This window comes from Terrabacter sp. Soil811 (genome assembly GCF_001429655.1).
In the GTDB taxonomy this organism is placed as follows: domain Bacteria; phylum Actinomycetota; class Actinomycetes; order Actinomycetales; family Dermatophilaceae; genus Terrabacter.
On sequence record NZ_LMSX01000008.1, the window covers coordinates 741,406 to 768,128 of the forward strand.

At 71.8% G+C, this 26,723-nt stretch carries 22 protein-coding genes; 14 read left to right on the plus strand and 8 right to left on the minus strand.

What is annotated here, in order from left to right:
* The first annotated feature begins 102 nt into the window (after positions 1-102).
* The 3 genes from ASH01_RS13810 (at position 103) to ASH01_RS13820 (ending at position 3,676) form a co-directional block, all read left to right on the plus strand.
* Positions 103-420 carry a hypothetical protein gene (locus tag ASH01_RS13810; protein WP_056776698.1) on the plus strand — a complete coding sequence of 106 codons (318 nt, stop codon included), beginning with the start codon at positions 103-105 and terminating at the stop codon, positions 418-420.
* Positions 421-594: 174 nt separating this feature from the next.
* The gene (locus ASH01_RS13815) at positions 595-2,253 is read left to right on the plus strand and encodes an FAD-dependent oxidoreductase (protein WP_056777733.1); all 1,659 of its coding nucleotides are present in this window, start codon (positions 595-597) and stop codon (positions 2,251-2,253) included.
* A gap of 19 nt (positions 2,254-2,272) precedes the next feature.
* Positions 2,273-3,676, plus strand: coding sequence for an ATP-binding protein (locus ASH01_RS13820; protein WP_056776701.1), 1,404 nt, complete (start codon positions 2,273-2,275; stop codon positions 3,674-3,676).
* A gap of 85 nt (positions 3,677-3,761) precedes the next feature.
* On the opposite strand, the gene ASH01_RS13825 is transcribed toward ASH01_RS13820, so the two are convergent.
* From ASH01_RS13825 to ASH01_RS13835, 3 genes are read right to left on the minus strand one after another with little or no spacing between them, the layout of a single operon-like run.
* The gene (locus ASH01_RS13825; protein ID WP_056776704.1) at positions 3,762-4,448 is read right to left on the minus strand and encodes an MBL fold metallo-hydrolase; all 687 of its coding nucleotides are present in this window, start codon (positions 4,446-4,448) and stop codon (positions 3,762-3,764) included.
* Positions 4,449-4,450: 2 nt separating this feature from the next.
* Complete coding sequence (locus ASH01_RS13830) at positions 4,451-5,152, minus strand: maleylpyruvate isomerase family mycothiol-dependent enzyme (protein WP_056776707.1); 702 nt, start codon at positions 5,150-5,152, stop codon at positions 4,451-4,453.
* Positions 5,149-6,999, minus strand: a complete 1,851-nt coding sequence (locus ASH01_RS13835) for a glycoside hydrolase family 15 protein (protein ID WP_056776710.1) — start codon at positions 6,997-6,999, stop codon at positions 5,149-5,151. The genes ASH01_RS13830 and ASH01_RS13835 overlap by 4 nt, the downstream gene beginning before the upstream one ends.
* A gap of 127 nt (positions 7,000-7,126) precedes the next feature.
* Here ASH01_RS13835 and uvrA point away from each other — a divergent pair, with 127 nt between their 5' ends.
* From uvrA to ASH01_RS13890, 11 genes are all read left to right on the plus strand, one after another.
* Positions 7,127-10,294 carry an excinuclease ABC subunit UvrA gene (gene uvrA, locus ASH01_RS13840; RefSeq protein WP_056776713.1) on the plus strand — a complete coding sequence of 1,056 codons (3,168 nt, stop codon included), beginning with the start codon at positions 7,127-7,129 and terminating at the stop codon, positions 10,292-10,294.
* Positions 10,291-10,890, plus strand: coding sequence for a Rieske (2Fe-2S) protein (locus tag ASH01_RS13845; protein WP_082619833.1), 600 nt, complete (start codon positions 10,291-10,293; stop codon positions 10,888-10,890). The genes uvrA and ASH01_RS13845 overlap by 4 nt, the downstream gene beginning before the upstream one ends.
* A 164-nt stretch (positions 10,891-11,054) precedes the next feature.
* The gene (uvrC, locus tag ASH01_RS13850; RefSeq protein ID WP_056776716.1) at positions 11,055-13,109 is read left to right on the plus strand and encodes an excinuclease ABC subunit UvrC; all 2,055 of its coding nucleotides are present in this window, start codon (positions 11,055-11,057) and stop codon (positions 13,107-13,109) included.
* The gene (gene rapZ / locus ASH01_RS13855; protein ID WP_056776719.1) at positions 13,106-14,023 is read left to right on the plus strand and encodes an RNase adapter RapZ; all 918 of its coding nucleotides are present in this window, start codon (positions 13,106-13,108) and stop codon (positions 14,021-14,023) included. Before uvrC ends, rapZ begins: the two co-directional genes overlap by 4 nt.
* Positions 14,020-15,006, plus strand: a complete 987-nt coding sequence (locus ASH01_RS13860; protein ID WP_082619834.1) for a gluconeogenesis factor YvcK family protein — start codon at positions 14,020-14,022, stop codon at positions 15,004-15,006. The genes rapZ and ASH01_RS13860 overlap by 4 nt, the downstream gene beginning before the upstream one ends.
* Before the next feature lie 78 nt (positions 15,007-15,084).
* Positions 15,085-16,065, plus strand: a complete 981-nt coding sequence (whiA, locus tag ASH01_RS13865) for a DNA-binding protein WhiA (RefSeq protein WP_028785583.1) — start codon at positions 15,085-15,087, stop codon at positions 16,063-16,065.
* A gap of 201 nt (positions 16,066-16,266) precedes the next feature.
* Entirely contained in the window at positions 16,267-17,271 is a 1,005-nt protein-coding gene (gene gap / locus ASH01_RS13870; protein WP_056776721.1) for a type I glyceraldehyde-3-phosphate dehydrogenase, read from the plus strand.
* A gap of 105 nt (positions 17,272-17,376) precedes the next feature.
* Positions 17,377-18,585, plus strand: coding sequence for a phosphoglycerate kinase (locus tag ASH01_RS13875; RefSeq protein WP_056776723.1), 1,209 nt, complete (start codon positions 17,377-17,379; stop codon positions 18,583-18,585).
* Positions 18,585-19,397, plus strand: coding sequence for a triose-phosphate isomerase (gene tpiA / locus ASH01_RS13880; protein ID WP_056776726.1), 813 nt, complete (start codon positions 18,585-18,587; stop codon positions 19,395-19,397). The genes ASH01_RS13875 and tpiA overlap by 1 nt, the downstream gene beginning before the upstream one ends.
* Positions 19,398-19,543: 146 nt before the next feature.
* Positions 19,544-19,789 carry a preprotein translocase subunit SecG gene (secG, locus tag ASH01_RS13885; RefSeq protein ID WP_020144105.1) on the plus strand — a complete coding sequence of 82 codons (246 nt, stop codon included), beginning with the start codon at positions 19,544-19,546 and terminating at the stop codon, positions 19,787-19,789.
* Positions 19,790-19,801: 12 nt separating this feature from the next.
* Positions 19,802-20,152 (plus strand): RNA polymerase-binding protein RbpA, encoded by a 351-nt coding sequence (locus tag ASH01_RS13890; RefSeq protein WP_081633871.1) that lies wholly within the window; start codon positions 19,802-19,804, stop codon positions 20,150-20,152.
* Between the two features lie 107 nt (positions 20,153-20,259).
* Here the strand turns inward: ASH01_RS13890 and pgl are convergent, their stop codons facing one another.
* Genes pgl through tal form a run of 5 tightly spaced genes read right to left on the minus strand, consistent with a single transcriptional unit; the run spans position 20,260 to position 26,720 of the window.
* Positions 20,260-20,994, minus strand: coding sequence for a 6-phosphogluconolactonase (pgl, locus tag ASH01_RS13895; RefSeq protein ID WP_056776730.1), 735 nt, complete (start codon positions 20,992-20,994; stop codon positions 20,260-20,262).
* A complete protein-coding gene (gene opcA / locus ASH01_RS13900; RefSeq protein ID WP_200959166.1) occupies positions 20,991-22,436 on the minus strand; it encodes a glucose-6-phosphate dehydrogenase assembly protein OpcA in 1,446 nt (481 codons plus the stop codon). The genes pgl and opcA overlap by 4 nt, the downstream gene beginning before the upstream one ends.
* Positions 22,433-23,974 (minus strand): glucose-6-phosphate dehydrogenase, encoded by a 1,542-nt coding sequence (zwf, locus tag ASH01_RS13905; RefSeq protein WP_056776735.1) that lies wholly within the window; start codon positions 23,972-23,974, stop codon positions 22,433-22,435. Before zwf ends, opcA begins: the two co-directional genes overlap by 4 nt.
* Positions 23,971-25,611: a glucose-6-phosphate isomerase gene (locus ASH01_RS13910; protein ID WP_056776738.1), complete on the minus strand. Its 1,641-nt coding sequence runs from the start codon at positions 25,609-25,611 to the stop codon at positions 23,971-23,973. The genes zwf and ASH01_RS13910 overlap by 4 nt, the downstream gene beginning before the upstream one ends.
* A complete protein-coding gene (tal, locus tag ASH01_RS13915) occupies positions 25,608-26,720 on the minus strand; it encodes a transaldolase (RefSeq protein ID WP_056777743.1) in 1,113 nt (370 codons plus the stop codon). Before tal ends, ASH01_RS13910 begins: the two co-directional genes overlap by 4 nt.
* Between the last annotated feature and the right edge of the window lie 3 nt (positions 26,721-26,723).

Consider the following 26,723-nt stretch of genomic DNA (forward strand, 5'->3'; position numbering starts at 1 on the left):
GCGGTCCGCTGCCTGATACCTCCCTGTCTCTTCCCTCACGAATCGGTGTGGACCTCGGTGAGGTACTGGTCCGCGGGCTCCCGGAGCCGTACCGTCAGGAGTATGGAAGAGCGAATCACCCTGGAGGGATTCGATCCCCCGAAGAACCGCCGTCACGGCCCCGACGGCGACCTCGTCGACGTCCAGGGCTGGCTCCACGCCCCCGTCGACTGGATCGGTGGCCCCCGCCTGGAGCGAGCCTGGCGCGAACGCCACGGCCGCTCGCGCCTCGGCGTCGGCCTCTCCGTCGCGGGCAACCCGCGGCGCCACCTTCTGCTGACCAACGTCCCGCCGGACCTCGACTTCCTCCGGTCCGAGCTCGAGTCGCTCATCGCGGAGTTCGACCCCGACGCGACGTCGGACCTCGAGGACGCCCAGTAGCCGGACGGCCCGTGGCCGCGACCCGGGTGCCGCCCGAGGCCACTGGCCACCGGTTCGCGTGTGCCCGGTTCGTGACACCCTGCGCCGGTCCGCCCGTCTCGTCCCGCTCACCTCGACGGGGTGAACCGCCCCAACTCGCCCCCGCGCGCCGGATCCCGCTCGTACGCTGAGCGCGTGGCGAGACCCGCGATCATCACCGTGGACGACGACGCGCCGGTCTCGGCCGCGATCGCCAGGGACCTGCGGGCCCGCTACGGCGCCGAGCACCGCATCCTGCGCGCCTCCTCCGGGGCCGAGGCGCTCGACCTCGTGGCCCGCCTCGTCCTGCGCGGCCAGCCCCTCGCGCTCGTCGCGTCCGACCAGCGGATGCCCGGGATGACGGGCATCGAGCTGCTGGCCCGGGTGCGGGTCGACGTCCCGGACGCCAAGCTCCTGCTGCTCACGGCGTACGCCGACACGGACGTCGCGATCTCGGCCATCAACGACATCGGGCTCGACCACTACCTCCTCAAGCCGTGGGACCCGCCCGAGGACCGGCTCTACCCCGTCGTCGACGACCTGCTCTCCGACTGGCACAACGCCCACCCGGAGCGCGGGTTCGACGTCCGCGTCGTGGGCCACCGGTGGTCCGAGGCGAGCCACCTCGTCAAGACGTTCCTCGCCAACAACCACGTGCCGTACGTCTGGCTCGACGTGGAGCGCGACGAGGAGGGGGCTCACCTGCGCGACCTCGCGGGCGCCGGGCCGGAGGACCTCCCGCTCGTCCTCGTCCCCGACGGCGACACCCTCCGCGCCCCGACAACGGTCGCCGTCGCGTCGGCCTTGGGGCTGCGCACCCAGGCCGAGCGCGCCCTCTACGACCTCTGCATCGTCGGCGGCGGACCGGCAGGGCTCGCCGCCGCGGTCTACGCCGCGTCCGAGGGCCTGAGCACCGTGGTCGTCGAGCACGACGCCCCCGGCGGGCAGGCCGGGCAGAGCGCGGCGATCGAGAACTACCTCGGCTTCCCGCGTGGCCTCTCCGGTGCCGACCTCGCGCAGCGGGCGATCACCCAGGCCCGCCGCTTCGGCGCCGAGATGGTGCTCGCCCGGGACGTCATGGCGCTCGAGCAGCGCGGACCGGTCCGTGCCGTCCGCCTCGACGGAGCCGACGACATCGAGGCGCGCAGCGTCGTCCTCGCGACCGGCGTGTCCTACCGACGCCTCGACGCCCGTGGCATCGACGCCCTCTCGGGACGTGGCGTGCACTACGGGTCCAACGCCGGCCAGGCGGCGGCGTGTGCGGGGGACGAGGTCTACGTCGTCGGCGCCGCCAACTCGGCCGGCCAGGCGGTGCTCAACCTCGCCCGCCACGCCAGGCGCGTCACACTCGTCGTCCGCGGCGAGTCGCTCGAGGCGAGCATGTCGCAGTACCTCGTCACGCGGATCCGCGCCGACGAGCGCATCCGCGTCCTGTGTCGCACCGAGGTCGTCGGCGCGGACGGCGACGGCCACCTGGAGCGGCTGACCCTCTCGGACCGGCACACCGGCGCCACGACGGAGGTCGAGGCCGCCTGGCTCTTCGTCTACATCGGCGCTTCGCCGCGCACCGACTGGCTCGGCGCCGACGTCGCACGTGACGAGCACGGCTTCGTCGTCACCGGCCACGACCTCGTCACCGGGCAGCAGGCGCACGGCTGGCCGTTGTCCCGCCCACCGTTCGCCCTGGAGACGAGCCTGCCTGGGGTCTTCGCGGCGGGCGACGTGCGCTCGGACTCGATGAAGCGCGTCGCGTCCGCCGTCGGCGAGGGCTCGATGTCGGTCTACTTCGTCCACCGCTACCTCGCCACGATCTGACCGGCAGACGGGACCCGCGATGCTCGAGCTCTCCGACCTCCGCACGGTGCCGCTCTTCGACGGACTGGACGACGACCAGCTGCTGCAGCTGCTCGACGGCGGCGCCGAGGTGCCGATCGTCCCCGGCGAGGTGGTCTGGCTGGAGGGTGACCGGGCCGACTTCTGGTGGGTCGTCGTGGACGGGACGCTCGACCTCTCGCGTCACATCGGGCGAGAGGACGTCGTCGTCGGCCGCATGGACGTACCGGGTCGCTGGGCCGGTGGGTTCCGGGCCTGGGACGAGCACGGGGTCTACCTCGCGACGGCCCGTGGCGTCGCGCCCGGGCGGCTGTTGCGGGTCCCGGCCGAGCGCCTCCACGAGCTCGCGAACGTGTGGTTCCCCTTCGCCGCGCACCTCGTCGCCGGCCTCTACGGCACGGCGCGGTCGATCGAGGCGACGGCCCGCCAGCGCAGCGGGCTCGTCACGCTCGGGACGCTCGCGGCCGGGCTGGCCCACGAGATCAACAACCCCGCGGCTGCCGCGGCCCGGTCGTCCGCCGAGCTGGAGCACGCCTGCGACGGTCTGCTCGATGCCCTGCGCCAGATGGCGACGGCCGGCCTGACCGCGACCCAGTTCGGTGAGCTCGACGCGCTGCGCCGCGAGCTCGTGCCGCCGACGACGTTGCCCGACCCGCTCGAGACGGCCGACCGCGAGGAGGACCTGGGGGAGTGGCTCGACCGGGCCGGGGTCGAGCGGCCGTGGGAGCTCGCCGCGTCCCTCGTCTCCGCCGGCGCCGACGTCGGCTGGGTCGAGCGGGCCGCCGCCGCGGCACCGTCCCACGGGCTCGGCGCCTGTCTCGGCTGGGTGGCCCGCACCATCGACGTCTCATCGCTCCTCGGCGAGGTGCGCGAGTCGACCCGCCGCGTGTCCGAGCTCGTCGCCGGCATCAAGTCCTACTCGCAGATGGACCGCGCCTCGCACCAGCGGGTCGACGTCCGAGAGGGGCTCGAGAGCACCCTGCTCGTCATGGGTCCTCGGCTCCGTCCGGGCATCACGGTGGTGCGCGACTGGGGCGCTGACGTGCCGCTCGTCGACGGGATGCCGGGCGAGCTCAACCAGGTCTGGACCAACCTCGTCGACAACGCCGTCGACGCCATGGACGGCGTCGGCACCCTCACCGTCACGACGCGCCTCGACGCGGAGTCCGTCGTCGTCGAGGTCGCGGACACCGGCGCGGGGATGAGCCCGGAGGTGCAGCAGCGCGCGTTCGAGGCGTTCTACACGACCAAGGACGTCGGCCGCGGGACCGGCCTCGGCCTCGACATCGCCCACCGCATCGTCGTCGATCGCCACGGCGGGGCGATCGAGATCGAGTCACGGCCGGGCGACACCCGCATGCGCGTGCGCCTCCCGGTCCACGCCGCCCACGCTCCCGCGCCCTGACCACCGGGCCGGCGGGACGGCATACGCCATCGCGTCGTCAGCGTGTGGTCACCGATGGCGTATGCCGTCCCGCCACGTCAGGCGGTCACCAGCCGCGGGCGCGCCACTCGCCCAGGTGCGGCCGCTCCGCGCCGAGGGTGGAGTCGTCGCCGTGGCCGGGGTAGAACCACGTGTCGTCGTCGTAGACGTCGAAGACGCGGGTCGTGACGTCCTCGATGAGCGAGTCGAAGCTCTGCCCGGGGTTCTTCGTGTTGCCGATGCCGCCGGGGAAGAGGCTGTCGCCGGTGAAGAGGTGGGTGTGCCCGCCCGGCGCGGGGTCGGCGTAGGCGAGCGCGATCGACCCCGGCGTGTGTCCCCGCAGGTGGACGACGTCGAGGGTCACGTCGCCGACGGACACGCTGTCGGCCTGGCCGACGCGCTCGTCGACCGGCACGGGCAGCGCGTCGGCGTCCTCGGCGCCGGCGACGGTGCGGGCGCCCGTCGCCGCGACGACCTCGGCGAGCGCACCGACGTGGTCGTGGTGCTGGTGCGTCGTGACGACGGTGTCGAGGCCACCGCCTCCGGTGGACACGAGCTCGAGCAGTCGCTCGGGCTCCGCCGCCGCGTCGACGAGCAGCTGCGCCCCGGTGGCGCGACAGGTCAGCAGGTAGGCGTTGTTGCCGAAGCCGCCGACCTCGAGCTTGCGGATCGTGAGGTCGGGCAGCTCCCGGACGCCGGCCGGCCCGCCCGCGGTGACGTGACCGGAGTAGGCGTCATGGGGCGTGTGCGTCATCGTCAGCCTCCGAAGGGCAGGGTCGGGACGGGGCCGTCGAAGGTCACGCCGTCGGTGTGTCCGCGGGCGAGCCACAGCAGCACGTCGGCGGCTGACCCGGTCACCCGCGTCGCACCGTCACCGACGACGTGCTCGTCGCCCGCGGCCGTCACGACGTGCAGCGACGGGGGAGCGTCGTCGTGCGCGAGGCGGTTGGCGGCGTCGCGCAGGAAGAGCGACACGACCTCTGGCGGGGCGCTCGCGAAGGTGTAGCCGGCGTCGAGGTCGACGTGGTGGTAGACGACCTCGCGCAGCCGCATGAACGGGACCATCCCGACCGGGATCGGGAAGCCGCCCGGGGTGCGCTCGACGCGGACCCCGGCGTGCTCGGGGCGGAGGGCCTCGAGCCGCTCGGCAAGGCGGGCCGCCGTGTCGCGGATGTCGGTCGCGTGGTCGTGCGCCGACCGTCGGGCGCCGCGCTCGATGTCGGTGTCACGCGACTCGACGTCGTCGTACATCGTGTCGGCGGTGCCGGTCAGCGCGACGTCGCACACGCGCGCGAGGGCGTCGGCGTTGCGAGCGAGGTGCGCGAGCACGTGGCCGCGCGACCAGCCCGCGCAGAGCGACGGCGCGAGCACCGCGTCGTTGCGGAAGGAGGCCGCCGTCGAGGCGACCCTGTCGGTCTCGGCCGCGACGAGCGCGGGTGTCACGTCGGCGTGCCTCATGCCGTGGCCCTCCCGGGTTGCTTCTCCGTCTCCGAGTCGGACGCCGCGCCCGAGGCCCTGGCGAGGGCGAGGGCGGCGCCGACGAGCGTCAGGTGCGAGAACGCCTGCGGGAAGTTGCCCACCATGCGCTTCGCGATCGGGTCGTACTCCTCGGAGAGCAGTCCGACGTCGTTGGTCAGGCCCACGAGCCGGTCCATCAGCTCGGTGGCCTCCGTCGTCATACCCGCCTTCGCGTAGGCGGTCACGAGCCAGAAGGAGCACGCCAGGAAGGGGTGCTCGTCGCCCGCGAGACCGTCGACCCCCGTGTCGGTGCGGTAGCGCATCACGAGTCCCTCGCGCAGCAGGTCGGACTCGACGGCAGCGATGGTGCCGAGCATCCGCGGGTCGTCACCGTCGACGAAGCCGATCGACGAGAGCGTGAGCAGGGACGCGTCGACCTCGGTGGTGTCGTAGTGCTGGACGAAGGTGTTGCGCTCGGTGTCGAAGCCCTTCGTCATGACCTCCTCGCGCACCTGGTCGCGCAGCTCGCGCCAGTGCTCGACGGGCCCCTCGACGCCGTGCTGCTCGACGGCGCGGATCGCACGGTCGAAGGCGGCCCACACCATGACGCGCGAGTGGGTGAAGTGCCGCAGCGGGCCCCGGATCTCCCAGAGGCCGTTGTCGGCCTCCTCCCAGTGCTGGGCGAGGTGGTTGACGAGCGCCCGCTGCAGGTGCCAGGAGTCGTCGTTCTCCTCGAGTCCCTTCGACCGCGCGTGGTCGAGCGAGATCATCACCTCGCCGAGCACGTCGGTCTGGCGCTGCTCGACGGCCGCGTTGCCGACGCGCACGGGGCGCGACCCGGCATACCCGGGCAGGTGCTCGAGCACCCGCTCGGGGAGGTCACGGCCGCCGTCGACGCGGTACATGATCTGCATGTCCTCGGGGTCACCGGCGACGGCGCGCAGCAACCACGCCCGCCACAGCTCGGTCTCCTCGACGTAGCCGCAGCCGAGGAGGGCCTCGAGCGTCAGCGCGGCGTCGCGCAGCCAGCAGAAGCGGTAGTCCCAGTTGCGCTCGCCCCCGAACTCCTCCGGCAGCGACGTCGTGGCGGCGGCGACGATCCCACCGGTCGACTGGTGGGTCAGGCCGCGCAGCACGAGCAGCGAGCGCGTGACCGCGTCCTCGTAGGGGCCGGCGTAGTCGCTGCGGGAGGCGTACTCCTCGCTCAGCGCGATCGTCTCGTCGATCCGGGCGCGGACCCGCAGCGGCGGCGGAATCTCCTCGTGGCTGCGGAACCACGTCGTCGAGAAGGTGAACGTCTGCCCGGCTACGACGTCGAACTCGTCGACGTGGTGGCCGTCCTGGGCGTGGGGGAGCCGCGCGCCGCGCAGGACGAGCATGTCGGGGCCGGCGATGGCCGTGATGATCTCGTCGGTGTGGTCCTCGCGGTCCTCGGTGTGGCGCATCACCCACGGGCGGGTGCGGCCGTAGTTGAAGCGCACCGTCCACTCGTGGACCATCCGGACCGTGCCCTCGACGCCCTCGATGCGGCGCAGGAGGTCGGAGCGACCGTCGCCGAGCGGCATGACGTCGGTGACGCGGACCCGGCCGGTGGGCGTCTCGTGGATCGTCTCGAGGACGAACGAGTTGCCGACGTAGCGGCGGGTCGTGACCGCGTCCGGGTCGACCGGCGTGATGAGCCAGCGACCGTGGTCCGGCGTGCCGAGCAGCGCCGAGAAGCAGGCGCGCGAGTCGAAACGGGGGAGGCACAGCCAGTCGACGGAGCCCTTGCGGCTCACGAGGGCGGCGGTGCCGAGGTCGCCGAGCACGGCGTAGTCCTCGATCGGGGTGGGCACGGGCTCACTCATGACTGCGAGTATGCCGTCCTGCCGGGTCCGGCGCTCCCGTCGCCCGGGCGTGTGGCGGGGTGGGTACGTCCGAGTCATGTCCAGCCTTGAGCCGCCGATGGGGGGACTGTCGGTCACCCCACCTAGCATGTTGCGCGTGACTGCTACGCCCACCGGCAACGCCCATTCCCTCGTCGTCCGCGGCGCGCGCGAGCACAACCTGCGCGACGTGTCCGTCGACCTCCCACGCGACAGCCTCATCGTCTTCACCGGGCTCTCGGGGTCGGGCAAGTCGAGCCTCGCGTTCGACACGATCTTCGCGGAGGGGCAGCGTCGCTACGTCGAGTCGCTGTCGGCGTACGCCCGGCAGTTCCTCGGGCAGATGGACAAGCCCGACGTCGACTTCATCGAGGGGCTCTCGCCCGCGGTCTCCATCGACCAGAAGTCGACCAACCGCAACCCTCGCTCGACCGTGGGCACCATCACCGAGGTCTACGACTACCTGCGCCTGCTCTTCGCCCGCGCGGGCCGGCCGCACTGCCCCGTCTGCGGTGAGCCCGTCACCCGGCAGTCGCCGCAGCAGATCGTCGACCAGCTCCTGACCCTCGAGGACCGCACCCGCTTCCAGGTGCTCGCGCCCGTCGTGCAGGGCCGCAAGGGCGAGTTCGTCGACCTCTTCGCCGAGCTCCAGACGAAGGGCTTCTCGCGCGCCCGGGTCGACGGCGAGGTCGTGTCCCTCGCCGAGCCCCCCGCCCTCGAGAAGCAGAAGAAGCACACGATCGAGGTCGTCGTCGACCGCCTCGTCGCCAAGGGCGACGACGCCGGCTCGAAGCGTCGCCTCACCGACTCCGTCGAGACGGCCCTCGGCCTCGCCGGCGGCGTGGTCATCATCGACTTCGTCGACCGCGACGCCAAGGACAAGGACCGCGAGCGCCGCTTCTCCGAGAAGATGGCCTGTCCCAACAACCACCCGCTCGGCATGGACGAGATCCAGCCGCGCTCGTTCTCCTTCAACTCGCCGTTCGGCGCCTGCACCGAGTGCACCGGCATCGGCACCGAGCTCGAGGTCGACCCCGAGCTCGTCGTGCCCGACGACGACCTGTCGCTCGCCGAGGGCGCCATCGCCCCATGGGCGCAGGGGTCGGGCTCGGCCGAGTACTTCCAGCGCGTCATGGGCGCGCTCGGCGAGGACATGAAGTTCTCGATGGACGCGCCGTTCCGGGCGCTGCCGGCCCGCGCCAAGGAGGCGCTGCTGCACGGCCAGAACTACAAGGTCCACGTCAAGTACAAGAACCGCTACGGCCGCGACCGCTCCTACACGACCGGCTTCGAGGGCGTCGTGCCCTTCATCAAGCGCCGCCACTCCGAGACCGACTCCGAGTGGAGCCGCGACCGCTACGAGGGCTTCATGCGCGAGGTCCCGTGCCCGGTCTGCAAGGGCGCGCGCCTCAAGCCCGAGTCCTTGGCCGTGCTCGTCGGTGGCAAGAACATCTCCGAGGTCTGCGGGCTCGCCATCAACGAGGCGGCCGGCTTCCTCGACACCGTCGACTTCACGGCGCGCGAGAAGCAGATCGCCGAGCGCGTCATCAAGGAGATCGACGCGCGGCTCGGCTTCCTGCTCGACGTCGGCCTCGACTACCTCTCGCTCGACCGCCCCGCCGGCACCCTGTCCGGTGGCGAGGCCCAGCGCATCCGGCTCGCGACCCAGATCGGCTCCGGCCTCGTCGGGGTGCTCTACGTCCTCGACGAGCCCTCGATCGGCCTGCACCAGCGCGACAACCACCGCCTCATTGAGACGCTGACGCGCCTGCGTGACCTCGGCAACACGCTCATCGTCGTCGAGCACGACGAGGACACCATCGCGACGGCCGACTGGGTCGTCGACATCGGCCCGGGTGCCGGTGAGCACGGCGGCCACGTCGTGCACTCCGGCACCGTCAAGGGACTGCTCGAGCATCCCGACTCGCTGACCGGCATGTACCTCTCGGGCCGTCGCGAGATCCCGTCTCCCGACGTGCGCCGCGGCCACGACGGACGCCAGATCACCGTCAACGGCGCCCGCGAGAACAACCTCCAGAACGTCTCGGTGAACTTCCCGCTCGGCAACCTCGTGGCCGTCACCGGCGTGTCGGGCTCCGGCAAGTCGACGCTCGTCAACGACATCCTCTACAACGTCCTCGCCAACAAGCTCAACGGTGCCCGCCACGTGCCCGGACGGCACAAGTCCGTCACGGGCCTCGACCATCTCGACAAGGTCGTGCACGTCGACCAGAGCCCGATCGGGCGCACCCCCCGGTCGAACCCCGCGACCTACACCGGCGTCTTCGACAACATGCGCAAGCTCTTTGCCGAGACGACGGAGGCCAAGGTGCGCGGCTACCAGCCGGGCCGGTTCTCCTTCAACGTCAAGGGCGGCCGCTGTGACGCGTGCTCCGGCGACGGCACGATCAAGATCGAGATGAACTTCCTGCCCGACGTCTACGTCCCGTGCGAGGTGTGCCACGGGGCCCGGTACAACCGGGAGACGCTGGAGGTGCACTTCAAGGGCAAGACGATCGCGGACGTGCTCGACATGCCGATCGAGGAGGCCGCCACGTTCTTCGAGGCGGTCCCCGCGATCGCGCGTCACCTCAAGACCCTCAACGACGTCGGCCTGGGCTACGTGCGCCTCGGCCAGCCGGCGCCGACCCTCTCCGGTGGTGAGGCCCAGCGCGTCAAGCTCGCCAGCGAGCTGCAGAAGCGCTCCACCGGACGCACCATCTACGTCCTCGACGAGCCGACCACCGGCCTGCACTTCGAGGACATCCGCAAGCTCCTCGACGTGCTCCAGGGCCTCGTCGACAAGGGCAACACCGTCATCGTCATCGAGCACAACCTCGACGTCATCAAGAACGCCGACTGGATCATCGACATGGGGCCCGAGGGCGGCTCCGGCGGTGGCATGGTCATCGCGGAGGGCACGCCCGAGGACGTCGCCGAGGTGGCCGCCAGCCACACCGGCCGGTTCCTCAAGCCGATCCTCGAGCGGACGGCCCGCACGACGAGCCGCGGCCCGGCACGCACCCGCGCGAAGAAGGCCCTGGCCTCTGCGGGCGCGGCGGGCTCGGCCGGCTCACAGCGCGCTGACGGCGCGGGCACATCGACGGCGCGCACCGTGAAGGCACAGACGACGACGAAGGCAACGAAGGCAGCCACGGCACCGAAGGCGAGCGGACGCGCACGAGGAGGTGCCACCACCGCCGCTGCGAAGAAGACCACGTCGAGCACCACCGTGAGCAAGACGAGGTCGACCACGACCCGGAAGAGGAACGCATGACCCAGCGCACGCACTCCAGCACCACCGAGCCGACCAGCAGCACGAGCACCTCCGACACTCCGCCCACCACTCCGTCCGACCTCCCAGCCGCCGGCCCGTCCACCGGCCCGTCCAGCGGCACGGCCGAGCCGAGCCGCGGCGACCGCATCTCCGTGCTCACCGACCGCCGCGGCGTCCTCCGGGTCGCCGGGGTCGTCGTCGGGGCCGGGGCGCTCGCCGCCTGCAGCAGCCCGCCCGTCCCGACGGCTCCGGCCGACTCGTCGTCGAGCAGCGCTGCGGCGGCCCCGTCCGCCGGGGCGAGCTCGGCCGCCGCCGGTGGCACCCCGACGTCCGAGATCCCCGTCGGCGGCGGCAAGATCTTCGCCGACACCAAGACCGTCGTCACCCAGCCGGCGGCGGGCACGTTCAAGGCGTTCGACGCGGTGTGCCCCCACCAGGGCTGCACCGTCGCCTCCGTCGAGGGCGGCCAGATCATCTGCCCCTGTCACCAGAGCCACTTCGACGCCACGACCGGCGACCGCGTGTCCGGCCCGGCACCCACCGGCCTGACCGCCAAGACCATCACCGTCACCGGTGACACGTTCACCGTCAGCTGAGCGTCACCCGCTGTCGTATGCCGCCCGGTCGGTGCCCCCTCGGCGCCCGGCCGGGCGTCGTGCGTCCGGGCCCAGCACCCTCCGGGCGCGGTCACGGATCCGCCGACACGGCATACGCGAGGACGCCCTGCGGCGGCGTCGGCGGGCCGACATAGGGTGGGAACGTGGCGGACCCGACGACCTACCGACCCAAGCCGGGAGAGATCCCGACCGACCCGGGCGTCTACCGTTTCCGCGACGCGCACGGCCGGGTCATCTACGTCGGCAAGGCCAAGTCGCTGCGCCCGCGGCTGTCGTCCTACTTCCAGGACATCACGGCCCTGCACCCGCGCACCGCGACGATGGTCACGACGGCGAGCTCGGTCGAGTGGACCGTCGTGCGCACCGAGGTCGAGGCCCTGCAGCTCGAGTACTCCTGGATCAAGGAGTTCGACCCGCGCTTCAACGTCAAGTACCGCGACGACAAGTCCTACCCCTTCCTCGCCGTGACGATGGGCGAGGAGTTCCCGCGGGCCCAGGTCATGCGCGGCGCCAAGCGCAAGGGCACTCGCTACTTCGGGCCCTACGGCCATGCCTGGGCGATCCGCGAGACCCTCGACCTGCTGCTGCGGGTCTTCCCCCTGCGCACGTGCTCGTCCGGCGTGTTCAAGCGCGCGACGGCGAGCGGTCGACCGTGCCTGCTCGGCTACATCGACAAGTGCTCGGCCCCGTGCGTCGGCCGCGTCACCCCCGAGGAGCACCGGGCCATCGCCGAGGACTTCTGCGACTTCATGGGCGGCAACACGACGCGCTTCGCGAAGCGCCTCGAGACGCGCATGAAGGAAGCGGCCGCGGAGCTCGACTTCGAGCAGGCCGCCCGGCTGCGCGACGACATCGGGGCCCTGACCAAGGCGCTCGAGAAGCAGGCCGTCGTCCTCGGTGACGCCACCGACGCCGACGTCTTCGCCCTCGCCGACGACGACCTCGAGGCCGCGGTCCAGGTCTTCCACGTCCGGGGTGGACGCATCCGCGGCCAGCGGGGCTGGGTCGTCGAGAAGGAGAGCGAGGACATCGCGACCCTCGTCGAGCACCTGCTGCTGCAGGTCTACGGCGACGCCGAGCGCGACGCGATCCCGCGCGAGGTGCTCGTCCCGAGCCTGCCGGCCGACCCCGAGGCCGTCACCGAGTGGCTGTCGTCGGTGCGCGGCTCCGCGGTCAGCGTCCGCGTGCCGCAACGCGGCGACAAGCGCACCCTGAGCGAGACGGTCCGGCGCAACGCCGAGCAGTCGCTGGCCCGGCACAAGGTGGCCCGCGCCGGCGACCTGACGCTGCGCAGCAAGGCGCTGCAGGAGCTGCAGGACTACCTCGGCCTCGACGACGCACCGCTGCGCATCGAGTGCTACGACGTCAGCCACGTCCAGGGCACCAACGTCGTCGCGTCGATGGTCGTCTTCGAGGACGGACTGGCCCGCAAGAGCGAGTACCGCCGCTTCATCGTCCGGGGCGCGGCCACCGAGGACGGCGAGCCGGTCACCGTCGACGACACCGCCGCGATGCGCGAGGTGCTGACCCGCCGGTTCCGGCGCTACCTCGAGGACGCCGAGGGGGCGGGTGACCTCGACCTCTCGACGGGGGTCGTCGGCGGGGCGACCGACGGCGCGGCCGGCCCCGACGCGACGGGTCCGTCGGACGACGACGACGGGCCGTCCGCCTCCGGTCCGATCGACCCTGAGACCGGACGGCCTCGACGGTTCGCCTACCCACCCAGCCTCGTCGTCGTCGACGGCGGCCTGCCGCAGGTCAACGCCGCCCAGGCCGTGCTCGACGAGCTCGGCATCGAGGAGGTCGCGCTCGTCGGGCTCGCCAAGCGCCTCGAGGAGGTGTGGGTCCCGCGCGACGACCACCCGGTCATCCTGCCCCGCACCAGCGAAGGGCTCTACCTGCTCCAGCGGCTGCGCGACGAGGCCCACCGCTTCGCGATCACCTTCCACCGGCAGCGGCGGTCCAAGGCGATGACGACCTCCCAGCTCGACGGCATACCCGGGCTCGGCGCGAGCCGTCAGAAGGCGCTGCTGCGCCACTTCGGTTCGGTCAAACGCCTTCGCGCGGCGGACACAACGGACATCATGGCCGTACCCGGCTTCGGCCGGTCGCTTGCTTCGGCCGTCGTCAACCACTTGGCTGAGGGAGCACCCCAGGAGCCAGCCGTGAACCTCACGACGGGAGAAGTGCTCGAATGACCGCCGACACCAGGCGCACACCGCAGACGCCCTTGGCCGATGCTCCGATCGTCATCGTCACCGGGATGAGCGGGGCCGGACGCAGCACGACCGCCAACGTCCTCGAGGACCTCGGGTGGCTCGTCGTCGACAACCTGCCACCGCAGCTGCTCACGCACCTCGCCGAGCTGCGCGACGAGGCCCGCGCCCAGCACCCCGAGGCCCACCTCCAGCAGGTCGCCGTCGTCGTCGACGTGCGCTCGCGTGGCTGGTTCGCCCAGCTCGAGGGCGCCATCGGTGCGGCCCGCGAGCGCGGCGAGCGTCCCAGCCTCGTCTTCCTCGACGCCACCGACGAGGCGCTCGTCCGCCGCTTCGAGAGCGTGCGCCGACCGCACCCGCTCCAGGGCGAGGGTCGGCTCCTCGACGGCATCCAGCGCGAGCGCGAGCTGCTCCTCGACCTGCGCTCGTCGGCTGACGTCGTCATCGACAGCTCGGGCCTCAACGTCCACCAGCTGAGCGCCAAGCTCTCCTCGCTCTTCGCGGGCGACCGGCGCGTCCAGCTGCGCATCGCGGTCATGTCGTTCGGCTTCAAGTACGGCCTGCCGCTCGACGCCGACGTCGTCTTCGACATGCGCTTCCTGCCCAACCCCTACTGGGTGCCCGAGCTGCGGGCGCTGACCGGGCGCGACACTCCCGTCAGCGAGTTCGTCATGAAGCAGGAGGGCGCCGACGAGTTCCTCGACCGCGCCGGTGACCTGCTCGACACGATGATCGACGGCTACGTCCGCGAGGGGCGCCGCTACGTCACCGTGGCCGTCGGCTGCACCGGCGGCAAGCACCGGTCCGTCGCGATCGCGGAGGCGCTGAGCGGGCGGCTCGGCGGCCGGGACCGCGTCGACACGTTCGTCGTCCACCGCGACCTGGGTCGGGAGTGACCGGGACGACCGCGGTGACGACCCAGCGACTGCCCCTCGGTTCCTCGCACCACCGGCGCATCGTCGCGCTCGGTGGTGGTCACGGCCTGGCCGCGGCGCTGACCGCGCTGCGGCTGCTCACCGACAACGTCACCGCCGTCGTCACCGTCGCCGACGACGGCGGGTCGAGCGGGCGGCTCCGCGAGGAGTTCGACGTGCTGCCCCCCGGCGACCTGCGGATGGCGCTCTCGGCGCTGTGCGACGACAGCGACTGGGGCCACACCTGGCGCGACGTGCTCCAGCACCGTTTCGCCGGCACGGGGGACCTCAAGGGCCATGCGCTCGGCAACCTCATGATCGTCTCGATCTGGGAGCTGCTCGGCGACACGGTGCAGGGGCTCGACCTCGTGGGGCGTCTGCTCGGCGCGCGGGGCCGGGTGCTGCCGATGGCAGCCGAGCCGCTCGAGATCGTGGCCGAGATCCGCGGCCATGACCCGGCCCGCCCCGATGCCACGGTCGACGTGCGCGGGCAGCACCGGGTCGCGTCGTCGCCGGGCATCGTGTCGTCGATCGGCATCGTGCCGACGTGTCCGGAGCCCTGCCACGAGGCGCTCTCCGCCGTCCGCGACGCCGACTGGGTCATGCTCGGACCCGGGTCGTGGTTCACGTCCGTCATGCCGCACCTGCTCGTGCCCGACCTCGTCGACGCGCTCGTCTCGACGCCGGCCAAGCGACTGCTCAACCTCAACCTCGAGGTGCACAAGGGGGAGACGCGCGACTTCCGGGCCGAGGACCACCTCGCGTCCTTCGCCGCCAACGCTCCCGACCTCCGGCTCGACGTCGTGCTCGCCGACCCGAGCGTCGTCCCCGACGGTGCGTCGCTGCGGGCGGCGGCCGCCGAGCTCGGGGCCGAGCTCGTCGTCGCGCCGGTGGCGGCCCGGGGCGAGCCCGGGGTCCACGACCCGCTGCGGCTCGCGGCGGCGCTGCGCGACGTCATCTCCTGAGCTCGTGGCGCTGCCGTTCGCAGAGCGGGCCGGGGCTCCGGCGCGAGGGTGCTTGATCAGGGTGGCAGGATGTCGCCCATGGCCATGACAGCAAAGGTGAAGGACGAGCTCTCACGCCTCGAGGTGACCAAACCCTGCTGTCGCAAGGCCGAGGTCTCGACGATGCTCCGCTTCGCCGGCGGGCTGCACATCATCGGGGGACAGATCGTCGTCGAGGCCGAGCTCGACACCGCGAACGCCGCACGTCGCCTGCGCCGCAACATCGCCGAGGTCTACGGGCACAAGAGCGACGTGCTCGTCCTCGCCGCCGGCGGTCTGCGCCGTGGCTCGCGCTACGTCGTCCGGGTCGTCGAGGAGGGCGCCACCCTCGCCCGGCAGACCGGGCTCATCGACACGCGCGGGCGTCCCGTCCGCGGCCTGCCGCCCAAGGTGGTCAGCGCCGCGACGTGCGACTCCGAGGCCGCTTGGCGGGGCGCGTTCCTCGCGCACGGCTCGCTCACCGAGCCGGGGCGCTCGTCGGCGCTCGAGGTGACGTGCCCCGGTCCCGAGGCCGCCCTCGCCCTCGTCGGCGCCGCACGCCGCCTCGGCATCCAGGCCAAGGCCCGCGAGGTCCGCGGCGTCGACCGGGTCGTCATCCGCGACGGCGACGCCATCGGCGCGATGCTGACGCGTCTCGGGGCCCACGACGCCGTCATGGCGTGGGAGGAGCGGCGGATGCGCCGCGAGGTGCGGGCCACGGCCAACCGCCTGGCCAACTTCGACGACGCCAACCTGCGCCGTTCCGCACGGGCCGCCGTCGCTGCCGGGGCCCGGGTCGAGCGCGCCATGGAGCTGCTCGGCGAGGAGATCCCCGACCACCTGCGTGAGGCCGGGGTGCTCCGTCTCGAGCACAAGCAGGCCAGCCTCGAGGAGCTCGGCCAGCTGGCCAAGCCGCCGATGACCAAGGACGCCGTGGCCGGTCGCATCCGGCGCCTGCTCGCCATGGCCGACAAGCGGGCCGAGGAGCTCGGGGTCGCCGGCACCGACGCCAACCTCACGGCCGACATGCTCGAGAGCTGAACCGGGGCGTCCGACGCCGTCGCTCGGGTGCCCGCGCGGCGGGGGCGGCGCGTGCTGAGCGCGTGCTCACCAAGCCCTGAGACTGCCGCTTCGGCGTCGCAGGCGACGCACTAGGGTGTGGTGTGATCGAGGTCGCAACGGGGCGGCCCAAGGTCTGGCATTTTCGTCCGACACACAGTCTCACCGAAGAGGTGCACAGCAGTGACCGTTCGCGTTGGTATCAACGGCTTTGGCCGCATCGGCCGCAACTTCTTCCGCGCCATCGTGGCGTCCGGAGCCGACATCGAGGTCGTGGCCACCAACGACCTCATGGACAACAAGACCCTCGCCCACCTGCTCAAGTACGACTCGATCCTGGGCCGTTTCCCCGGTGAGGTCACCTACGACGACACGTCGATCATCGTCGACGGCAAGGCCATCCGTGTCTTCGAGGAGCGCGACCCCGCCAACATCGACTGGGCCGGCGTCGGCGCCGACATCATCGTCGAGTCCACCGGCTTCTTCACCGACGCCCAGAAGGCCAAGGCCCACATCGACGGTGGCGCCAAGAAGGTCATCATCTCGGCCCCGGCCAAGAACGAGGACATCACGATCGTGATGGGCGTCAACCACGAGCTCTACGACCCCGCCGCACACACGGTGATCTCCAACGCCTCGTGCACGACGAACTGCCTCGCGCCGATGGCCAAGGCCCTCAACGACGAGTTCGGCATCGTCAAGGGCCTCATGACGACCATCCACGCCTACACGCAGGACCAGAACCTCCAGGACGCCCCGCACAAGGACCTCCGTCGGGCCCGCGCTGCCGCCCTCAACATCGTCCCGACCACGACCGGCGCCGCCAAGGCCGTCGCCCTCGTGCTGCCCGAGCTCAAGGGCAAGCTCGACGGCTACGCGCTCCGCGTGCCGGTGCCGACCGGCTCGGCCACCGACCTGACCTTCGAGGCCGGTCGCGAGACGACCGTCGAAGAGGTCAACGCCGCCGTCAAGGCGGCCGCCGAGGGCCCGATGAAGGGCTTCCTCGTCTACACCGAGGACGAGATCGTCTCCAAGGACATCGAGACCGACCCCGCCTCGTGCATCTTCGACGCCGGTCTCACCAAGGTCATCGGCAACCAGGTCAAGGTCGTCGGCTGGTACGACAACGAGTGGGGCTACTCCAACCGCCTCGTCGACCTCGTCGCGCTCGTCGGCTCGTCGCTCTGAGCCACTCGGCCACCGCCCCCGGCGCTCTCCCGAGCACCCCGGGCGGTGGCCGCACCCTTGTCACCCGTGCCCGCCCCATTCCCAACTGACGAAGAGGCATCCCGCGTGAAGACCACCAGCGATCTCGGGGACCTGCGCGGCAAGCGCGTCCTCGTCCGGTCCGACCTCAACGTGCCGCTCGACGGCGCGACGATCACCGACGACGGCCGCATCCGCGCCTCGGCCCCGACGATCAAGGGCCTGGCCGACGCCGGCGCCCGCGTCATCGTCTGCGCCCACCTCGGCCGCCCCAAGGGCGCCCCGGAGGCCAAGTACTCCCTCGCGCCGGTCGCGCAGCGACTCAGCGAGGTGCTCGGCACCGACGTCGTCTTCGCCGACGACACCGTCGGTGACGACGCCAAGGCCAAGGCGGCGGCGCTCCAGGACGGCCAGGTGCTGCTCCTCGAGAACCTCCGCTTCAACGCCGGCGAGACCGCCAAGACCGACGACGAGCGTACCGGCTTCGCGGCCGAGCTCGCTTCTCTCGCCGACGTCTTCGTCTCCGACGGCTTCGGGGTCGTGCACCGCAAGCAGGCCTCCGTCTACGACGTCGCGCGCCTGCTGCCGCACGCCACGGGCGACCTCGTCTCCACCGAGGTCGACGTCCTGCGCCGCCTGACGAAGGACCCCGAGCGCCCGTATGCCGTCGTCCTCGGTGGCGCGAAGGTGTCCGACAAGCTCGGCGTCATCGGCAACCTCCTCGGCACGGCGGACCGTCTCCTCATCGGTGGCGGCATGGTCTTCACCTTCCTCGCCGCGCAGGGTCACGAGGTCGGCAAGAGCCTGCTCGAGGCCGACCAGATCGACACGGTCAAGGGCTACCTCGAGCGGGCCGCGAAGGAGGGCGTCGAGATCGTGCTTCCGGTCGACGTCGTCGCCGCCGACGCGTTCAGCGCCGACGCGGCCCACGAGGTCGTCTCGGCCGACGCCATCCCGGCCGACCGGATGGGCCTCGACATCGGGCCCGCGTCGAGCGCGCTCTTCGCCGAGAAGCTCGCCGACTGCCGCACCGTCTTCTGGAACGGCCCGATGGGCGCCTTCGAGATGGAGCCCTACGCGGCCGGCACCAAGGCGCTGGCCCAGGCGCTCGTCGAGATCACCGCCCAGGGCGCCCTCACCGTCGTCGGTGGCGGCGACTCCGCCGCGGCGGTGCGCCAGCTCGGCTTCGCCGACTCCGACTTCGGCCACATCTCCACCGGCGGCGGCGCCAGCCTCGAGTACCTCGAGGGCAAGGAGCTGCCCGGACTCACCGTGCTCGAGGAGGGCGACGCCTGATGGCCAAGGACACCAAGCCGGTCGGGCGCGTCCCGCTCATGGCCGGCAACTGGAAGATGAACCTCGACCACCTCCAGGCGACGCACCTCGTGCAGAAGCTCGACTGGACGCTGCGCGACGCGAAGCACGACCACGCGGCCGTCGAGGTCGCCGTGCTGCCGCCCTTCACCGACCTGCGCTCGGTCCAGACGCTCATCGAGGGCGACAAGCTCGACCTCAGGTACGGCGCGCAGGACCTGTCACCGCACACCTCGGGTGCCTACACCGGTGACATCTCGGGCGCCTTCCTCGCCAAGCTCGGCTGCACGTACGTCACCGTCGGGCACAGCGAGCGGCGCGAGGGCCACGGCGAGACCGACGCCCTCGTCAACGCCAAGGTCAAGGCGGCCTACGCCCACGGCCTGACACCGATCCTCTGCTGCGGCGAGGCGCTCGACGTGCGCAAGGAGGGCCGCCAGGTCGAGCACGTCGTCGCCCAGCTGCGCGAGAACCTCGACGGGGTGACCAAGGAGCAGGCGGCATCGGTCGTCATCGCCTACGAGCCCATCTGGGCCATCGGCACGGGCGAGGTCGCCACGCCCGACGACGCGCAGGAGGTCTGCGCGGCCATCCGCACGCTGCTCGCCGAGCTCTACAGCGGCGACGTCGCCGACGGCGTACGCGTCCTCTACGGCGGCAGCGTCAAGTCGGGCAACGTCGCCGCGATCATGGCCCAGGAGGACGTCGATGGCGCCCTCGTCGGTGGTGCGTCGATCGACCCGACGGAGTTCGCGTCGATCTGTCGCTACCGCGACCACGTCGGCACGTCCTGATACCTTCCCTTCGGCCGGACGGATCCCACGGGGCCGTTCGGCCGAAGGGCCCTCGGGCAGGTATCCTTACCCGAGCCCCGGAACACGCGGGGGAGTGGCCGTCCGGCCCGACGACCCCCGAGATCCCGACGATTTGGAGTGACCACGTGGATGCGGTTCGCATCGTGCTTCAGGTCCTGCTGGTGCTGTCCAGCATGGTCCTGACCCTCTTCATCCTGCTGCACAAGGGCAAGGGTGGCGGCCTGTCCGACATGTTCGGCGGGGGCATGTCCACGTCGCTCGGTGGCTCATCGGTCGCCGAGCGCAACCTCGACCGCTTCACGGTGGCCGTGGCGCTCGTCTGGGCGACGGCGATCATCGGTCTGGGCCTCCTGGCCCGTTTCGCGAGCTGAGAGAAGGAACAGATGGCCAGCGGTAACGCCATTCGTGGAAGCCGGGTCGGCGCCGGCCCGATGGGCGAGGCGGAGCGCGGCGACGCCGCCCCTCGCGTCCACATCTCCTACTGGTGCTCCAACGGGCATGAGACCCGTCCGAGCTTCGCCGAGGAGCCCGGCATGGTCCTGCCCGAGACGTGGGACTGCCCGCGATGCGGGTTCCCGGCCGGCCAGGACAAGGACAACCCCCCGGCCCCGCCGAAGGTCGAGCCCTACAAGACGCACCTGGCCTACGTGAAGGAGCGTCGCAGCGACGCCGACGGCGCCGCCATCCTCGACGAGGCCCTGAGCACGCTGCGCGAGCGCGGCCTCATCCAGTGACCCCTCGGGTCACCGGTGGGTGACCTGACGACGAAGGGCCCGGGAGATCCTCCCGGGCCCTTCGTCGTGTCGTATGCCGTCCGGTGCTGCGCGACCGGCCGCGTCGGTCAGTCGAGGGCCGAGGCCGCGTCGGCGTCGACGAGCCACAGGGTCGCGTCCGTGCCGGCAGGTCCGGCCGCGGGGACGTCCCAGCGGTCTGCACCCGGGACGAGCGCGGTCTCGACCGCCTCGGCCTTGTCGGCTCCGGACACGAGGAACCACACCTCGTGGGAGCGCTCGAAGCACTCGAAGGTGAGGCTCACCCGGTCCGGTGGCGGCTTCGGCGAGTCGTGCACGGCGATCGCGATCGCGTCGGTCACTCGCTGGGCCGGGTGGTGCGGGAAGAGCGAGGCGACGTGACCGTCCTGGCCCACTCCGAAGAGCACGACGTCCCACGCCTTCTGGCCGTGCTCGCGGATCGTGCGGGCGTAGGCCACGGCGCTGGCCTCGGCGCTCTCCGAGGCGTCGGGACCGGCCACCCGGTGCACCTTCGCCGGGTCGAGTCCCAGCGCGCTGAGACCCGCCTCGTCGTTCTGGGTGTCGTTGCGGTCGGGGTCACCCGCCGGCAGGTAGCGCTCGTCGCCCCACCACACGCGTACCCGTGACCAGTCGACGGCCGAGCGGCCCGGCGTCGTCAGGACGGAGGCGATGATCGCCGATCCCATGGACCCGCCGGTGAGAGCCACCTGGGCCTCGGGATTGCGGGTCTGGGCGTCGATCAACGCGGTGACGAACCGGGCCGCGGCGGCGTCGGCCAGGGACTGCTTGTCCGGGTGGACGACGACGCGCGGCTCGGCGGTCACGAGGTCGCCGTCCCGCTCGCCGCCTTCGTGGCCGTGGTGGCCTTGCGAGCCGTCGCCTTGCGGGTGCCCGCCGTCGTCCGCGACGCGGCCTTCGTCGTGCTCTGGGCCGCGCCCGTCTTCGACGCACCCTTCGTCGCGGCGCTCCGGGTGGCCGACGTCGCGGCCGCCTTCGTCGTCGCCCGCTTGGCGGTGGCTTGCTTGGCAGTGGCCCGCTTGGCAGTCGCTGGCTTGGTCGGGGACGCCGTCCTGGCCGCCGTCGTGGCCGGGCTCGTCGACTCGGTCCCGGCCGCCTTCTTCCGGTTCTTGGCGGCTTGCTTCTCGCGGGGCGTCCGCTTGCCGGCGAGCTTGCGGACGGTGGCCGCGTGCACGTCGGCGGTCTCGGCGTGCTCGGGCGCCGGGGGAGCGGTGATCATCGCGCTGGCCTCCTGCGCCGACTCGTCGCGGCCGAGGCGGGCCGCGAGGCGACGCGACTCGGCGGGATCCGGAGCCTTGCCTGCCTTGGCCGCTGCGGCCGCGGTGAGGCGCACCGGCTGGAGCGCCGGGATGCCGTGCAGGAGCGAGTCCTCGTAGGCGTCGTCGGGGTCGAGGCGGCGCAGCTCGTCGGCCAGGCACTCGGGTAGCTCGCGTCGCGGCAGGCTGATCCGCCGGTCGGGCTGACCGGTCTGCGAGAGGGTGGCGACGTCGTCGCCGGGACGCACGAGGTCGATCGGACCGCTCTTGCGCTCGAGCCGCACCGAGCTGATCCCCGAGCCACGCGGTGTCGAGACCCGGTGCACGGGCACCTTGAGCCGCCGCGAGAGCCAGCCCGCGAGGAGGTCGGACGACGGCGAGTCGGGCGCACCGCTCACGACGGCGCCGGTGATCGGCTCGTAGGGCGGCTGGTCGAGCGCGGCCGCGAGCAGACCGCGCCAGCGGGTCAGCCGCGTCCATGCGATGTCGGTGTCGCCCGGCGCGTAGTTCGCCGCACGCTTCTTGAGCATGAGTCGCGGGTTGTGGTGCTCGGCGGCGTCGGTGATCCGACGCTGGGCCATCGCCCCGATGGGGTCCTTGGCGACGTCCGCGGGCGCCTGACCGGGCCACCACGCCACGATGGGGGAGTCGGGCAGCAGCAGCGGCACGACGACGCTCGGGCCGTGGTTGGCGAGCGCGCCGTAGAGCCGGAGCACGACGATCTCGCTCGCGCCTGCGTCACCGCCGAGGCGGATCTGCGCGTCGAGGCGGTTCTTGCCCCGCCGGTCGCCGGGGATGACGACGATGATGCGGCAGGGGTGCTGGCGGCTCGCCTGGTTGGCGACCTCGATGGCGTGCCCGGCGTCGGTGTCCTCGACGACGACGACGAGCGTCAGCACCCGCCCCAGGGCCAGCGCGCCGACCTCGTTGCGCAGGCGCACGAGGGTCTTGCTGATCCCCGTTGTCGTGGTGTCGGTCAGGTCGCGGATCACGGCATCCTCCACGTTCGTCCGTCGCGTTCGAGCATGTGGTCCGCCGAGGGTGGACCCCAGGTGCCTGCGGGATACTGCTCCGGCTTGCCGGCCTTGGCCCAGTGCTTCATGAGCGGGTCGAGGATGCGCCAGGACGACTCGACCTCCTCGTGCCGTGGGAAGAGCGGCGGGTCACCGAGCAGCACGTCGAGGATGAGGCGTTCGTACGCCTCGGGCGAGGCCTCGGTGAACGACGAGCCGTAGCCGAAGTCCATCGTGACGTCGCGGACCTCCATCTGGGCGCCTGGCACCTTGGAACCGAAGCGGAGCGTGATCCCCTCGTCGGGCTGCACCCGGATGACGATGGCGTTCTGGCCGAGCTCCTCCGTGGCGGTGTGCTCGAAAGGCAGGTGCGGCGCCCGCTTGAAGACGACCGCGATCTCGGTCACGCGCTTGCCGAGACGCTTGCCCGTGCGGAGGTAGAACGGGACTCCGGCCCAGCGGCGGGTGTCGACCTCGAGCGTCACCGCGGCGAAGGTCTCGGTGACCGAGTTCGGGTCGACGCCGTCCTCGTCGAGGTAGCCGACGACCTCTTCGGCCCCCTGCCAGCCACCGGCGTACTGCCCCCGAGCGGCGCCCTTGTCGAGGTCTGCAGGGAGGCGGACCGCCGAGAGCACCTTCTCCTTCTCGGCGCGAAGGTCCTTGGCGTCGAAGGAGACCGGCTCCTCCATGGCCGTGAGAGCCAGGAGCTGGAGCAGGTGGTTCTGGATGACGTCGCGAGCCGCGCCGATGCCGTCGTAGTAGCCAGCCCGACCCGCGATGCCGATGTCCTCGGCCATGGTGATCTGCACGTGGTCGACGTAGTTCGCGTTCCAGACCGGCTCGAAGAGCTGGTTGGCGAAGCGCAGGGCGAGGAGGTTCTGGACCGTCTCCTTGCCGAGGTAGTGGTCGATGCGGAACACGGAGTCGGCGGGGAAGACGCCCTCGACGATCTCGTTGAGCTGCTGGGCGCTCTTGAGGTCGTGACCGAACGGCTTCTCGATGATGACCCGTCGCCAGCTGTCGCCCTCGGCGGTCGTCAGGCCGCATCGCTGGAGCTGTTCGCAGACCGTCGCGAAGAAGCCCGGCGGGATCGAGAGGTAGAAGGCGTGGTTGCCGCCGGTGCCGCGGTCCTGGTCGAGCTCCTCGACCGTCTTGGCGAGAAGGTCGAACGCCGCAGGGTCATCGAACGTGCCTGGCACGAAACGGAATCCTTCGGACAGGTTGCGCCACACGTCCTCGCTGAAAGGGGTGCGGGCGTGCTGCTTGACGGCGTCGTGGACCACTTGGCCGAAGTCCTGGGCGGCCCAGTCGCGCCGCGCGAAGCCGATGAGCGAGAAGCCCGGCGGCAGCAGTCCGCGGTTGGCGAGGTCGTAGATCGCCGGCATCAGCTTCTTGCGGGCGAGGTCGCCGGTCACCCCGAACAGCACGAGACCGCACGGTCCCGCGATGCGGGGGATGCGCTTGTCCTCGGCGGTGCGCAGCGGGTTGTTCCCGTGCGCGATGCGTGCCGGGCTCACCCACGACCTCCCGCCAAGAGCACCGCGCGCAGCTGCGCGAGCCCTGCGTCGTGGTCGGTCAGGTGCAGCTGCAGCACGGGACGACCGTGGTCGGCGAGGACCGCGGCGTCGCCGCCCGCCTGCGAGGCGATGAAGTCACCGAAGGTGAACTCGCGTCCGGGGATCGCGAGGTCCTCCTTGGGTGCCGTCGTGATCTGGAGGTAGACGCCCACCGCCGGGCCGCCCTTGTGGAACTGGCCGGTCGAGTGCAGGAAGCGCGGGCCCCAGCCGAACGTCGTCGGACGCTCCGTGCGACGGGCGAGCGGGACGCGGCACTCGGCGAGGTCGGCGTCGGCCAGCCGGTCGAGGTAGGCCATGACGGCGACGTAGCCGTGCTCCGGGTCGAGCTGCGCGAAGAGCGCGTCGAGGGCCGCGGGCACGGTCCGTGCGTCGCCGAGCCAGTCGCCCGACCCACCGAGCGTGCGGATCTCGATGGCGCCGTCCGTCGCGGCGGGGTCCGTGCTCGAGCCGGTTCCCTGGTCGAGCAGGGCGCGGGCGGCCTTCTTGGCGCTCTCGACGTCGGGCTGGTCGAAGGGGTTGATGCCGAGCAGGCGCCCGGCGACGGCGGTGGCCACCTCCCACAGGAGCAGCTGGGCACCCAGGGCGCCGCCCACGCGTACCTCCGACGCGACGTCGCCCGACGGAGCCGCCTCGCTGTCGGCGTCCACGAGACGCGCCACGGTGACGTCGGCCGCGGGCCAGGCCACCTCGGGGTCCTCGTCCCCACCGGCGACGACCGGCAGGACCCCGGTGCCGTTCTTGCCGGTGGACTCGGCGATGAGCTGCTCGGCCCAGTCGGCGAACCCGACGATGCCGGAGCCGTCGTCGACGAGAACGAGCTTGTCACGCAGGGGGTAGGTGCCCCCCATGGCGGCGCCGAGGCGCAGACCGGGGTTGGCGTCGTCGTCGGCGGCCAGCAGGTCGGCGACGGACTCGGCCTCGTCGAGGAGGGCCTCGACGTCGACGCCGGCGAGGCCGCTCGGCACGAGACCGAAGGCGGTCAGCGCCGAGTAGCGGCCACCGACGTCGGGGTCGGCGTTGACGACGCGGTAGCCCTTGGCGCGGGACTCCTTGTCGAGCGGGCTGCCCGGGTCGGTGACGATGACGATGCGCGACGCGGGGTCGATGCCGGCGTCGGCGAACGCCTGCTCGTAGGCACGGCGCTGGGAGTCGGTCTCGACCGTGGAGCCGGACTTGCTCGAGACGACGACCACGGTGTGGTCGAGGTCGTCGCCGAGGGCACGCCGGACGTAGTCGGGGTCGGACGAGTCGAGCACGACGAGCGGCTTGCCGGCCGTGGCGCAGATGACCTCCGGCGCGAGCGAGGAGCCGCCCATGCCGCAGAGCACGACGTGGGTCAGGCCCTGCTCGGCGAAGGAGTCGCGCAGCGCCGCGATCTCGCCGACGAGGGGGCGCGAGGATCGCGGGAGGCCCACCCAGGACAGGCGGACCCGCGACTCGGACTCGGCGTCAGGACCCCACAGCGTGGCGTCCCGGGCGAAGAGACGGCTCGCGACGGAGTCGTCGACGAGGCTCGGCACGTGCCTCCCGATCGCGTCCGCCGCTGCTCCTGCTGCGCTGACGGACAGCGAGCTCATGCCGTCACCTTCTCCATCTCCGCGGTGACGCCGTCCAACAGCTCGCCCCACGCCTTCTCGAACTTGTCGACGCCCTCGGTCTCGAGCAGGTCGACGACCTCGCTGTACGAGACACCGACGCCCTCGAGGTCGTCGAGCACGTTGCCGGCCAGCTCGTAGCCGCCGGTCACCGTGTCGCCGTGGATGTCGCCGTGGTCGGCGGTCGCCTCGAGCGTCTTGCCGGGCATCGTGTTGACGACGTCGGCGGCGACGAGCTCGGTGACGTACATCGTGTCGGGGTAGGCCGGGTCCTTGACGCCGGTCGACGCCCAGAGCGGGCGCTGCACGTTGGCGCCGGCCTCGGCGAGCGAGCCCCAGCGCGGCGTCGAGAAGACCTCCTCGAAGGCCTGGTAGGCGAGGCGGGCGTTGGCGAGGCCGGCCTTGCCCTTGAGGGCGCGGGCCTCGTCGGTGCCGATGGCGTCGAGCCGCTTGTCGATCTCGGTGTCGACGCGGGAGACGAAGAACGAGGCGACCGAGTGGATCGTCGACAGGTCGTGCCCGTTGGCGTGCGCCTTCTCGAGCCCCTCGAGGTAGGCGTTCATGACGGCGCGGTAGCGCTCGAGGGAGAAGATCAGCGTCACGTTGACGCTGATGCCCTCGGCGATGGTAGCCGTGATCGCCGGGAGGCCGGCCTTCGTCGCGGGGATCTTGATGAGGACGTTCGGGCGGGCCACGTCACCGTGCATCTGCTTCGCCTGCTCGACCGTCTTGTCGGTGTCGTGCGCCAGGCGTGGGTCGACCTCGATGGAGACCCTGCCGTCGACGCCACGTGTCGACGTGTAGAGCGGCAGGAAGAGGTCGCACGCGTCGCGGACGTCCTCCGTCGTCAGCTCGTGGACGACCTCCTCGACGTCCTTGCCGGCCTTCGTCAGGGCGGCCAGGTCGTCGTTGTAGCGGTCGCCCTTCGACAGCGCCGCCTGGAAGATCGAGGGATTCGAGGTGACACCGACGACGTTGCGCTCGGTGATGAGCTCGGAGATCTTGCCGGTCTCGATGAGCTCGCGGGAGAGGTCGTCGAGCCAGATGGAGACGCCTGCTTCTGAGAGCGCCTGGGTGTTCGGGTTGGTCATGCT